This window comes from Leptospira terpstrae serovar Hualin str. LT 11-33 = ATCC 700639 (assembly GCF_000332495.1).
Lineage (GTDB): Bacteria > Spirochaetota > Leptospiria > Leptospirales > Leptospiraceae > Leptospira_A > Leptospira_A terpstrae.
Map to the genome: position 1 here is coordinate 294927 of NZ_AOGW02000010.1, position 12879 is coordinate 307805.

The window sequence follows — 12879 nt, forward strand, 5'->3', positions numbered from 1 at the left end:
CGGGATAGCCTATCCCATAAAGAAGGAGGATGACTCCATCCTCCTCTTCTCCTGTCCACAGACTAGAAGACTACAGACCAAGCCCCTGGCTAACACCATCCTTAGATTTACGATTCGATCTAGATTTACACCTGACAGTTGTGAGAGCCGACTATGAAGTTGTTCTCCATGCAGAAAAACAGGAACCCCTATTTTTAAATGGAGAATCTTTAGAGTTTTTATCCCTTCGCATCGATGGAGCCATTGTGGATCCCGAGGACTACCAAGTTACTCCCACTGGAATTCTTATTTCCAATCCACCTAAAGAATCTTTCCGACTCACAGTAGAAAATCGAATTTGTCCTGCTGAGAATACTTCACTGGAAGGATTGTACAAATCAGGATCCATGTTGTGTACTCAAAACGAACCGGAAGGATTTCGTAAGATTGTCTATTCGATTGATCGGCCGGATAATATGATGCGCTTTCGTGTGACCATTTCAGGTGAAGAGTCACTGTTTCCCATTATGTTGTCCAATGGGAATTTGGTAGGTGAAAAACAAATGGAAGGTGGAAAACGAGAAGTGGTTTGGGAAGATCCTTTTCCAAAACCGTCTTATCTTTTTGCTCTTGTTGCTGGGGAACTTTTAGAAACCAAGGATACTTTCCACACCAAATCGGGAAGAGAAATCACTCTTAAGATTTTTGTCGAAAAAGGTAATGAAGAAAAGGTTAGTTTTGCATTTGATTCCTTAAAAAAAGCAATGAAATGGGATGAAGACACCTTTGGTTTAGAATATGATTTAGATCTATTTATGATAGTTGCTGTGGAAGACTTCAATATGGGGGCCATGGAAAATAAGGGACTCAATCTTTTTAACGCAAAACTTGTGCTTGCTGATAAAAAATCAGCAACCGACGAAAGTTTTGAATCCATCCTTGCCGTCATTGCTCATGAATACTTTCATAACTGGACTGGAAATCGAGTGACCCTTCGCAATTGGTTTAACCTTACTTTAAAAGAAGGCCTTACTGTCTTTCGTGACCAATGGTTTACGGAAGATATGACAGATCCGGCCGTGAAAAGAATCAAAGATGTTTTGTTTCTTAAGGAATTCCAATTTCCAGAAGACCAAGGTCCCATGTCTCATCCCATCCTTCCTAAATCATACAGGGAGATGAATAATTTTTACACAGTCACTGTTTATGAAAAAGGTGCGGAAGTCATTCGTTTGGTTTCTGAACTGATAGGAAGAGAAACTTTTAAACGCGGTCTAAATCTTTATCTTTCTAAATATGACGGACAAGGTGTGACCTTTGAAGAATTTGTTTCTTCTATGGAAGAGGCTGCCGGTCATTCCATTCCTTACCTTCGAAATTGGTACCACCGAGCAGGAACTCCTTTAATTTCTGTAAAAGAAAGTTATGTGAGTGAATCGAATGAATGGGTTTTGGATTTATTGGATGCTGGTGCGAACGAATATCCTTTAGTGTATTCGAATTCCATTGCAGTTTTTGACCAAGAAGGAAAACTACTTAAGGAAGATAAACGAATCATGTCTGGGACCCGTGACCAAATTCGTATCTCGGCATTAAATACAAAAGGGACAAAACCCATTGTCTCTTTATTTCGTTCACTCTCAAGCCCTGTTCGGTTGGATTACAACCAATCAGAAGAAGAAAGCAAAGTTTTAGCAAAAGTAGAAACTGACGGAGTTTCCCGATTTTTTGCCTTCCAGAATTTAATCTTTGATTGGTTTCGTAAGTCGATCTCATCAGGTAGTGAAGAAAACTTTTCTCATATTTTGGAAACGATTGCTGATTCCTTTGGAAGAGGATGGGATAAAACCTATCATAGTTTTTATCTCTCTTTTCCTGGTTTAACCCAAATCAGTGAAAACATCAATTGTTATGAATTTACTAAAATTCAAAAATTTAGAGTATGGGCCATCCAAACAATCTCCACTACCTTTACTAAGAACTTTCAAATTCTATTGGAAGAAAACAGAAAAACCATTCCCGTCCAAACAAAAGAAGAAATTGGGAAACGAAAACTAAAGAACATTGCACTCTATTATCTGTTATATGATCCTTCTAAAAAGTTTGAACGATTGGCTGTGATGGAACAAAGGGAAGCAAAACATATGAGCGAAGAGGTATCTGCATTGAAATTTCTATTGGAAGTAGATTCTAAAGAAAAAGAAAATGCTGTGAATCTCTTTTTTGAAAAATGGAAAAAGGATAGTTTGGTACTTGATGTTTGGTTTGCCGCTCAGGTAGGAACAGGGGAGGATCGCTGTAAAATTGCCGAATCATTAGAAAAACATCCTCAGTTTAACATACGCAATCCAAATAAAGTTAGATCATTGTACTTTAGTTTAGCAAGAAATCCATTGACCTTTCATAAAGAAGATGGAAGTGGATATGTATTTCTTGCAGAACGGATCAAACGTTTGAATGAAATCAATCCACAAATGGCAGCTGCCTTAACTAAGTTGTTTTCCCCTGTTTCGAAACAAAAGGGTGAACTTCCTAAAATTGCAAAAAGGGAACTTGAAACATTGTCCACTCTCCCAAATCTTTCTAAGGAATTGAGAGAGGTTTTGGGAAAGATTTTAAATTCTCTTTAATTATACATGGATTTAATCAGGTCTTTGTATTTATCATGAATGACATTTCGTTTCATTTTGAATAGATTTGTCAGTTCATCTCCTACTTCCATGGCTTTTGGTAAAAAACGAAAGTCAGAAAGTTTTTCAAATGATTTGAATCCGTTTTCCGAGGAAATTTGTTTTTTGATGATATTTTGAAAGTAAAGTCGAATCTCTTTGTTTTGGTTTAGGTCTTCACCTTCTTTAACAGTCAGTCCCGCTTCTTTCATTCTGTCTTTATCGGGCCAAACTAGTGCCGTGAGAGACTTTTGATCCTGTCCTACTACTATCACTTGGTTGATGAGAGAATTTTCCAAAAGTAAGTTTTCAATTGGGACTGGTTCTACGTTTTCTCCACCTAAAAGAACAATGGTATCTTTCACACGCCCACGAACTGACAATGTATCGTTAAAAGAAATAAATCCTAAGTCACCGGTATTCATCCATCCGTCATGAATGGCTTTAGAAGTAGCCTCTTCATTTTTATAGTATCCCTTCATGACTTGTGGGCCTTTGATATGAATGATTCCCATCTTCCCTTTGGGAACTGATTCTCCTAGTTCATTGACTATTTTGACTGCTGTTCCTTCTGGCCATTTTCCTACCGAACCTTGAACCACATTGCCTACTGATCGTACCGAAATGATCGGTGCACATTCTGTCATCCCATAACCTTCATATACAGGAATCCCTATGACATTAAAAAATTCATCCACATGGGCGGGAAGGGCCCCACCACCTGAAATAGTTCCAGTTAGGTGGCCTCCTAAAACATCCCGAATTTTAGAGAAAACAAGACCATCTAAAACCTTGGCAAGTAAAAACAAATTCAATACATAACCTAGAGATACCGCTGTGTTCTTTGCTCTTTCGAATGGTGATTCCTCTTTGGTAAGTAGTTTGTTTCCTGCTAAATAATCCTGTCCATCTTTGAATTTTTTACAGATATCATAAGCAAAATCAAAAAGTTTACGTTTGTTTTCTGGTGCTTTCTCTAACTTTTGTTTGATGCCGAGGTAAAGGTTTTCCCATAACCTTGGGGCTGAAGCCATAAAACTTGGTTTGATTTTTTGGAAATCGTCTCGCAAGTCACGGATATTTGTATAAGCAATGGATGCACCTTCCGCAATGATTGCATAGTCTATGGCTCTTTCAAAAATATGCCATACAGGAAGGATAGAAAGTGTGCGATCTGAACTTTTTAAACCCACTCGTGGTGGAACTTTTACCACATTGTAGACCATATTTTGGTGGGTGAGCATCACACCTTTGGGCATACCAGTGGTTCCTGAAGTATAAATAATGGTAAAAAGATCATCAGGTTTGACTTGTTTGGATCGGAGTTCGAGAGAAGGGAGGTTTTTTCTTTGGGCTTCTCCCTCATGAATTAAAGTTTCCAAAGGGATAGCGAATGAATCGTTGGAACGAAATCCAGGATCTAAGATAATGACTTTTTCTACTTTGGTATTGGAAAGAATCGGTTTTAAAGAATCATATAATTTTTCATGTTCGACAAAGCAGTATTTACTTCCCGAGTGAGTTAAGATGTATTCGATTTCCTGAGGAGTAGAATCAGAACCACGAGGGACATTGACCGCACCGTTTAACAAGGTGGCGATGTCAGCTATGGCCCATTCTGTTCTATTATCAGCCATAAGACCGATTCGATCTCCCGGTTGAATCCCCATTTGTAAGAGGGACAGTGCTAAGTTTTCTGCTTTATGAAAGATATCTGAAAATGTACGACCTATAAAGTTTTTTCCAGCATCCTTTCCAAAGAACATTTCTTTGGAGCCATAGGCTCGATTGGCATAATAAAAAACATCATTCAGCGTCGTAAAATTTTTCATTGATCGTGTTAGTCTCCGTAGGAGCTGACTATCATTGTTTTTTTTGTTTATTCAAGTAATATTTTCTTTTGTGTGATTTCCCATTCGGAGATTCAAAAAATCTTTCATAGAGAGGATCTGAGTCCATTTTTTCGATTAAATCAAAATCATAGAGCAGGGCTTGGTGAGTCCAAAGATTTCCTTCTTGTTCTCTGTTTGTTGCAAAGGAGGCTCTTCCTAATTTGTAATAGACTACAGGAAGAAATTCGCGTTCCCCACCTAAAATTTGAGCTCGTTTTAAATTGGTATAAGCATCATCCCATCGACCAAGGCTTAGTTCACAAGAACCTCGGTAATAAAAGAGAAAAAACCGGGGATATGCTGTGAGCCTACGACTATTGAGTTTGTCTAAACTAGCCAAACAGGAAACGGGATCTTTGTCCATAAATTGTGCATACGCCAAATTCAGTAAAATTTCGGGACTAATTTCACCATTTGTTTTCCGGTAAATTTCTGAGGTTTTTTGGTAACTGTCTTTGGCGGTTTTGTAATCACCAAGGACATATAAATAATAATACGATTTATAAATGAGTACATCCAAAGAATCTGATTCACAAGCTCGGTAGGAAAAAAATTCATCTAAGGTTTTAGTAAATGAAACAAAGTCTCTTTCGTTGTATTCAATGTTTGCAATTTTCCTTAATAAGGAACATGTTCTGGAAGTGCCATTGGAAACTTCCTTTTTGTATTCTTTTAATGACTTTCGATAGGATTTTAGGGCTTCTTGGAATTTTTGGTTGGACTCAAGTTGGATCGCTTCTCTCTCTTCTTTTTCACCAACCCCTTCGCAATAGGATTCTTTCCCATTTTCATAATGACAAATTCGTTCTCGAAATCCATTTTCATTGGAATCGTATTCAACACGAACTAGTTGGCAGTTTTTAAAATACCACCATTCATCCATAGCACCAAAGTCATTTTTGTCCTTTGTGATTTCTTTAGGACAACCACTTTGTGAATAATACGTGAAACTATCTTTTTTTCCATTTTTAGTTTCATCTTCTTCGGTTAAAAATAGTTGGCCTTTGGTATCATAGTAGTCCCAACGGTAAGGAAAAAATTCCTCATCATTTAAAAAGAAAGATAACTTTAGAAGAGAACTTCCTTCTTTCCAACCTGAAAAACAAGAAAAGGAAAGTTTTCCGCTTAAAAAATTTTGTGCTGGATCTCCATAAAGATCCGTTAGGTGGGATCTGATATCTTCTTTATATCTGGGGTATGGGTAGTTCGTATGGTATTTGTCTATATACTTTTGGCAAAACCAAAAGATTTCATGGTTTAGTGATTCTTTATGTAATACTACGGGAACTTCTCCACCCAAACGAAAACTAAACCTTTTTGGGCTATGGTCTGCGATTTCAAATTTTTCTTTTGTGTTTTGGACTGCCTTCCAATAATCCTCCAAGAGACTTGCCCTCAGAGGTAAAGATAAAAGGAATAGGGAAGATAGAGATAAAAATAGAAATCTCAAGATTTACTTTTCAAATACAAATCGTAAAGAATCGGATTTTCGTATGGATTTCCTACTTTTCGAATGGAAAACAATTGGAGTAGTGGAGGACCATTTTCTAAGTAAAAGGCACCATGTTCATTGTTATAACGTATGACACCTGTATGTTGCGTCAGGTTTCCACCTTTGGCAACTGTATGTTCTATGATATCTTCTTCGAATAAATCTTTGTCGTATTTGTCTTTGAGTCCCGTAAAACTATTAACAATATAATTGTCTTCGTTTGGGATGGGTTGTCCAAACTTTAAGAGTTTCCCATCGAGGGTTAAACTAAAGCCTTTCTGAGTGAATTCTTTTTCTTGTTTGTCCCAAACACGGAACCGGATTGTGAATGCCATAACTGGAACCAAATTAAGCAATGCGAAGTCCTTTCCAAGGAAAATTCAAAAAAAAATCAGTGGTCAAGAGGTGAATTCCGGCAATTCTTTGCCCCATGAAGGTGATCTCTGTTTCCAATATTAAAGGAGGAAGTGGAAAATCCACTACTGCTGCCCATTTGGCTTGTGCCCTCGCCAGGCGAGGAAAAACTCTGGTGGTCGATATGGACATGCAAGGTGACTTAACAGACTATTGTTTACCCGATTTAGATCTCAACCAATTGGATGAATCCAATGTAATGAGTGTGCTTCTTGGGATGAAACGGATGACAGATTGTATCAGGGTTACCAAACAATTTGATGTTCTGCCATCGACTCTTAGTTTGGCAAAACTCACCAAATACAATCCTGATTCAACAAGCCTTTGTTTACAATTCAAACGAGCTCTGGATGAAGTTCGTAACCAGTATAAATTTGTCATCATTGACACTCCGGGTTCTGCCAAACACGAACTCACTACTGCCATCTATAATTCTGAACTGATTCTAATTCCAGTGACTCCCAGTAAATGGACCATTCGTGCAGTCAATTTACTCTTGGATGAAATCTCTCAAACCGAAACCATCTTTAGCCAAAAGAAAAAAATTGCCTTTGTTCCTTCTTGGTTTGGACCTTCCAAAAAACATAGAGAACTACTTGAAAAACTAAGACAAATCGAAGAAATTCCCTGTTTGGCAGAAATTCCTAAATTGGAATCCATAAAAACCAAAACCGAAAAACAAGAACCTTTAAAAAAGGACACCAATGCTTGGCATGCCTTTGATTTGTTAGCGGATGAATCGATTGCTTTAGTAGATCCTGAAAATTCGATCCTTTCTATGAAGCCTTAGAGTCCAACAAATCAAATTTCATTTTTTTACTTAAATCTGAAATCATTCGGTTTTTGTGGTTTTTGATGTTTGGTTTTTCTTTCGTTCTTCTGCTATGATTTGAATATGTTGTGCAAACTTGGGATGGTGTTTTAGAATTTCTGCAAACCGATCCTTTCCTAAAGTATATACGTCACAATAAGAGCCGGCTTTGATTGTTGCCGTTCGTAAGGAATCGTCAATCAAACTCATTTCCCCAAAAAAAGATCCTGAGTTTAAAGTCGCAAGTAACTCACTTGTATTTTCTTTGATCACTTCAACATGACCTTTGGATAAAAAATACATATTGTGAGGAACGTCACCTTCTCTAAAAATAATGTCACCTTTCATATAAAAAGCTGGTTTTAATTCTAGAACTACTTCTCTTTTTAATTCTTCAGGAGCATTTTTAAAAAAGGGAACTACCGAAATCAGGTGGTTGTGTAAAAACATGGACACATCAATTTTGATCCCTGAAGGCAATTGGTTCCAAATTTCAGTTTCATCAATTCCGTGTTTGTTTTCCCAAAGATTTACATAGTAAGACCGAATTCGATTGGCAAGTTGTGGAGGTAACTTTTTGTATTTGATAAAACTATCTATGGTGTTTAACTTTTCTTGAAAATGGACGCGAGATACATCTAAGTTAGAAAGTAAAGTGGCAATATTACCAATGACATACCCGTAAATACCGACTCCTAAGATCATCACACCCATAGTATAGATGGTTTGTTTATTGGTTACGGGCGTGATGTCTCCGTAACCAATCGTAGTCAGTGTAGTAACAGACCAATACAGCGAACGGATATAACGCGTTGTAATATCTTTGTCTGCTAAAAATTCAGGTCCGAGATAGATCCAACCGCAAGCCACCCAGTGTGCAAAGAGAGAGGTCCAATAGACAAAAAAGATCAAACGAAAAGTCATTGGATTGATCACCTCGACAAGTTTGAACCTATCATCGGAATCGGCACCGAGGGCAAGAAGGCGTAAAGATTTGAACAGTTCAAATACCCGTACAGATCTTAGAAGACGTAAAATCTTTAGGCTGTCTGTAACACCAAAGTATTGGAAAAAAAATCCGCCAAAAAGATCAAAAGGAAATGCGGATAAAAAATCGATAAGAAACCAGGAACGTAAATAGGTTTTAGTCACTATCTTTCTATTATGTATGAGAAGGCGGTCTTTCAAGATGGCCGTATTAAAATTGAGAATGACATCCAGTCCAAATACAATTTGGATCGCCCGTTCCAACCATGTAACTCCGGCAGAAAGTTTATAGTGAAAGACTAACCGGACAGGTACTTCAATGGCGAAGTAAGTAATACAAATAAAAACAAAAAGATCCCAGATTCGTTTGTATGGAGAATTTGGATGGATCATAATTACAGTATCGACATTTCGAAGTTTTATATTTGCCTTCTTTTAAAGAAAAATAATCCTGAATGGAAAAGAGGTGCATATGTTCGGTGGAGCAGGCGGAAACAAGTTTGATATGCTCAAACAAATGAAGAAAATGCGGTCGCAAGTGAAAACCATGGAAAAAGAACTTTCCGGTCTTAATTTTGTAGGAATTTCGAAAAACAAACTATTATCAGTGACATTGGATGGAAAATTCCAAATGAAATCCATCCAGATCGAAGATGAATTGATTGATAAAAAAGATAAAAACCTTCTAGAAAAGTCCATCCAAGAAGCCTATACTAAGGCCTTACAGGATGCACAAGCAGGGGCTGCAAAACAAATGCAAGCCATGGGTGGATTCCCTGGATTAGGAATGTGATCTAAATACTATCCGATTTGAAGCAATAAAAAAGCCTACAAATGGTTGTAGGCTTTTGGATGGAAAAGGGACAACGTGTTGTCCCTTTTTTATGTCCTTTGGTTTTTAGCTCGCAGGAACGATTTCCACTTCCACTCGTCGGTTAGAACCATCTTTTGGATCCACTCCTTGGATTGGAGTTGAGGAACCAAGTCCTTGCACTGTTCCAATTCGTTTTCCTTCCACACCGTTTTCAATGATCGCATTTTTTGCAGTCACAGCGCGGTCTTGCGATAAACGGAGGTTTAAATCTTCGGCACCAGTTTTATTGGCATGTCCAGAGATATTGATTTTGGTTTCTGGGTAAGCTGCAAGGGCTTCTGCCAATTTGTCAATGTTCTCTTTTCCTTTTCCTTTGAGGTCAGCTTTTCCATCTTCAAAAGCAATTCCACCATCCATAGTCGCAGTGAGACCAACTGTTTCACCACCTCTTTGATTTTTCTCAAGAGTGATCCCTTGTTTTTTCATCTCTTCGGCCATGTTGTCATACATAGTGTTTAGATAAAAACCAGTTCCAAGTCCTGCCAAACAACCTGCACCAAGACCAACAATCTTACCTTTGTTTTGTGGTTTCTTTTTTTCTCTTGTTAAAGATTCTTTGATTTGTCTTTGAAAATCGTTTTGTTTGTTTTTGGTATCTTTCTTTCGTTGTGCTTCGTCATAAACTGCACCGAGTGCTAGACCAACACCGCATCCAATGGATGTACTGAGAATTAATCTTTTTGTGTTTTCGGATAGTCCACAAGAGATTGTGGAAAGTAATGATAGGGAAAGAATTCCGGAGATGATTTGTTTCAACGTTAATGTCCTCGCTTACACTCTCTATAAGTATAAGGACAAAGTTTGAAGAAATCCTCCCTGTTTGCAAGGAGGATTTCCGTTTCTTTTTCGATCGGATTAGTATCTGTCCGTGAGGAGTTTTACTACGGATTCCGGTCGGAGGTTCGCTTGTGCAAGCATTGCCACACCTGATTTGGTAAGGATTTGGTTTTTTGAATATTCCACCATTTCCGTTGCCATATCGGCATCCCTTACTTGCGACTCGGCTGAAACAATGTTCACATAGTTGTTACTCAGTGATTTCAACGTTAAATCCAATCGGTTGTAATAGGCTCCTAGGTCAGACCGTAAGCGGTTGACTTTGGTGATGGCATCGTCCAAAACTTGGAGTGATTCGGAAGCTTTGTTTGAAGTTGAGAGAGTCAACTTGTTTCCAGCTTGTTTCAGTTTGAGTGAAGAACTAGTCATCGTATTGATGTATAGTTCTATTTTCTCTGTTCCGTTTGCACCCACTTGCAAAGTCATTGGATTTTTGGAAGAACGAGAAAACCTTCCATCCAATGGTTTGACTTTATTAAACTCTGCAGAAGTTCCGATCCTTTCTACTTCTTCCACTAACTGAGATACTTCTAACTGAACAAGTTTTCTGTCTTCGTTAGAATAAATCCCGTTAGAGGATTGGACGGAAAGTTCACGTAACCTCTGTAAGATAGAGTTTACTTGGTCTAAAGATCCTTCAGTGACTTGTAGGAACGACATACCATCCTGGGTATTTCGTTCCGCTTGGCCAAGGCCCCGAATTTGTGATCTTAATTTTTCGGACACGGCGAATCCCAAGGAATCATCCCCTGGTCTATTGATTCGCATACCCGTTGCTAGGTGCTCCATGGATTTATCCATGTCACGCCCGGTGTTTGTGAGCGCCCGTTTCGCAACTAGCGCGCTGATGTTGTGATTGATAATCATTGTCACACCCTCCTGTGTGTCCATGACCCGCCTGTTTCCCTACATGCGGAGAAAAGCAAAATTCACTTTCCGGGAAATCCGTTCCCGTCGGGAAGAGAAGGGGTTGCCTGCCCTTGGTTCTTCCGTGAATTTTTCCTTTCCAGATGATTCTATACCAAAAAACTAATGTCTGTAAAGAAAATTTAAGCACTAAAGGAGTGGGAAATTGAAAATCTACACCAAATTTGGCGATGGTGGTCAAACCTACCTTGCATCGGGTATCAAGGTATCCAAAACAGATCGTAGGGTGGATCTCTACGGAAGTTGTGATGAACTGAATAGTACCATTGGCCTTGCTCTTTCTTATACAAGAGATTTGAGTATAGAGCCTGCTTTCCTAAATTACTTAAAAAGCATTCAAAGTTTTCTTTTTGAAATTGGCTCGGAATTGGCAGGTTATGTGCCTAAAGAGTCAAAAGAAGGAACAGTTGTTTTGCGCTCCGATGTAGAAAGTTTGGAAAAAGAAATTGACCGGCTTATGGAAGTCCTACCTGAAATTAAGTTTTTTATTTTGCCTGGAGGGAGTTCCGTTGCAAGCACTCTGCACATTGCTCGTACAATTTGTAGGCGTTTGGAACGAGACCTACTTGTTTACATTGAGTCTGGTGGAGAAATTCATTCCGATTTAAGAATTTATATCAACCGCCTTTCCGATTATCTTTTTGTTGCAGCACGGTTTGCCAATTTTTCTACTGGAAACGAGGAAACCATTTGGAAAAGCCGAACGAAATAGAATTGGGACAACACCCGAAAGGAATCGCACCTCTCTTTCTCACCGAGATGTGGGAACGTCTCAGTTATTATGGGATGCGAGCCCTTCTTGTATTGTATTTGGTAAAGGCCTTAGGTTTTTCTGATGCAGATGCAGGTGCCGTCTATGCGTTTTATACCAGCTTTGTATACTTAACTCCTGTTATCGGAGGGTATTTAACCGACAGATTTTTTAGTTATCAGTTTTCCATTTATTTAGGTAGTTTTCTCATGCTCTGTGGGCATATTTCCCTTGCCTTTTCCAATTTATCTTTTTTTTATTCAGGCCTTGTACTTTTAGCAATTGGGAATGGTTTTTTTAAACCCAATATCTCTACCATCTTTGGCAGGTTATACGAAAAGAAACCTGGCCTTCGGGATAGTGGATTTACCATATTTTATATGGGAATCAATTTGGGTGGACTGATTGGTCCGATTGTTTGTGGAAGTTTGGGTGAAAGAGTGGATTGGCATTTGGGTTTTTTATTTGCGGGATTTGGAATGGCAATTGGAATGATTGTTTTCTATTTTGGAAGTAAACGTTTGCCTCACTTTATTTGGGAGAAAAAAAGAAACCAGGAAACTTCTATGACAGCTCCTGAAAGTGACCACCAAACCAAACCAAAAATACTACTCATTGTTTTACTCTCTTTTTTCAGTATTTTCTTTTGGATGGCTTTCGAACAAATGGGTTCTTCTTTAAACCTCTTTGCCTTACGAAATACAGACAGATTTTTGTTTGGTTTTGAGATTCCTGCTTCGGTTTTGCAATCCATCAATCCCTTATTTATTCTTCTCTTTGGTCCACTAGTTTCTCTTGTTTGGACAGGTCTTGCCAAACGAAACAAGAATCCCAATCCCGTTTTGAAATTTGTGCTTAGTTTGGTTCTTTTAGGAATTGGATTTTTTGTGATGGTGATCGCTGCAAAATATGCAGAAACAGGTGTGGCGGTATCCATTTTGTTTTTGGTTTTTGTTTATTTTTGGAATACACTAAGTGAACTTTGCCTTTCTCCTGTAGGACTTTCTTTTGTGAGTCATATGGCACCTGCAAAATATGCTTCCGTACTTATGGGGATTTGGTTTTTGTCCAATGCTTTTGGGCACTATGCGGCAGGAATTTTATCAGGGTACCAAAACCAATGGGGAAGTATGATAAACTTCTATGGATTTTTTGTCCTTTGTTCCTTTTTTGGAGCTAGTCTTTTGTATGGAATCTATTTGTTTAAAAAGAAATCCATTCTTGTTTTATTCAAAGGAATCTAAGA

General features: G+C 38.3%; 11 protein-coding genes. 5 read left to right on the forward strand and 6 right to left on the reverse strand.

The features are described from left to right. The first annotated feature begins 29 nt into the window (after window positions 1–29). Window positions 30–2609 carry an aminopeptidase N gene (gene pepN, locus LEP1GSC203_RS09860; protein ID WP_002973861.1) on the forward strand — a complete coding sequence of 860 codons (2580 nt, stop codon included), beginning with the start codon at window positions 30–32 and terminating at the stop codon, window positions 2607–2609. On the opposite strand, the gene LEP1GSC203_RS09865 is transcribed toward pepN, so the two are convergent. From LEP1GSC203_RS09865 to LEP1GSC203_RS09875, 3 genes are all read right to left on the reverse strand, one after another. Beyond that, entirely contained in the window at window positions 2606–4480 is a 1875-nt protein-coding gene (locus LEP1GSC203_RS09865) for an AMP-dependent synthetase/ligase (RefSeq protein WP_002974357.1), read from the reverse strand. The genes pepN and LEP1GSC203_RS09865 overlap by 4 nt on opposite strands. Window positions 4481–4511: 31 nt before the next feature. Beyond that, on the reverse strand, window positions 4512–5924 hold the full coding sequence (locus LEP1GSC203_RS09870) for a hypothetical protein (protein WP_002974209.1): 1413 nt from the start codon (window positions 5922–5924) through the stop codon (window positions 4512–4514). A gap of 62 nt (window positions 5925–5986) precedes the next feature. Beyond that, window positions 5987–6367 (reverse strand): YopX family protein, encoded by a 381-nt coding sequence (locus tag LEP1GSC203_RS09875; protein ID WP_002982550.1) that lies wholly within the window; start codon window positions 6365–6367, stop codon window positions 5987–5989. A gap of 95 nt (window positions 6368–6462) precedes the next feature. Between LEP1GSC203_RS09875 and LEP1GSC203_RS09880 the strand changes: the two genes are divergently transcribed. Next, window positions 6463–7236: a ParA family protein gene (locus LEP1GSC203_RS09880; RefSeq protein ID WP_002973560.1), complete on the forward strand. Its 774-nt coding sequence runs from the start codon at window positions 6463–6465 to the stop codon at window positions 7234–7236. 42 nt (window positions 7237–7278) lie between these two features. Here LEP1GSC203_RS09880 and LEP1GSC203_RS09885 read toward each other — a convergent pair whose 3' ends face one another. Continuing rightward, window positions 7279–8637 (reverse strand): cyclic nucleotide-binding domain-containing protein, encoded by a 1359-nt coding sequence (locus LEP1GSC203_RS09885; protein ID WP_002974465.1) that lies wholly within the window; start codon window positions 8635–8637, stop codon window positions 7279–7281. Between the two features lie 79 nt (window positions 8638–8716). On the opposite strand from LEP1GSC203_RS09885, the gene LEP1GSC203_RS09890 reads away from it, so the two are divergent. Next, entirely contained in the window at window positions 8717–9037 is a 321-nt protein-coding gene (locus LEP1GSC203_RS09890; RefSeq protein ID WP_002974359.1) for a YbaB/EbfC family nucleoid-associated protein, read from the forward strand. Window positions 9038–9142: 105 nt separating this feature from the next. Here the strand turns inward: LEP1GSC203_RS09890 and LEP1GSC203_RS09895 are convergent, their stop codons facing one another. Further along, complete coding sequence (locus LEP1GSC203_RS09895) at window positions 9143–9874, reverse strand: OmpA family protein (protein WP_002973622.1); 732 nt, start codon at window positions 9872–9874, stop codon at window positions 9143–9145. A gap of 99 nt (window positions 9875–9973) precedes the next feature. Then, on the reverse strand, window positions 9974–10822 hold the full coding sequence (locus tag LEP1GSC203_RS09900) for a flagellin N-terminal helical domain-containing protein (RefSeq protein WP_039937888.1): 849 nt from the start codon (window positions 10820–10822) through the stop codon (window positions 9974–9976). 205 nt (window positions 10823–11027) lie between these two features. On the opposite strand from LEP1GSC203_RS09900, the gene LEP1GSC203_RS09905 reads away from it, so the two are divergent. Together LEP1GSC203_RS09905 and LEP1GSC203_RS09910 are read left to right on the forward strand one after the other, a co-directional pair. Further along, window positions 11028–11594, forward strand: a complete 567-nt coding sequence (locus LEP1GSC203_RS09905) for a cob(I)yrinic acid a,c-diamide adenosyltransferase (protein ID WP_002973591.1) — start codon at window positions 11028–11030, stop codon at window positions 11592–11594. Continuing rightward, entirely contained in the window at window positions 11573–12877 is a 1305-nt protein-coding gene (locus LEP1GSC203_RS09910; RefSeq protein ID WP_002974161.1) for a peptide MFS transporter, read from the forward strand. Before LEP1GSC203_RS09905 ends, LEP1GSC203_RS09910 begins: the two co-directional genes overlap by 22 nt. The last annotated feature ends 2 nt before the right edge of the window (window positions 12878–12879 follow it).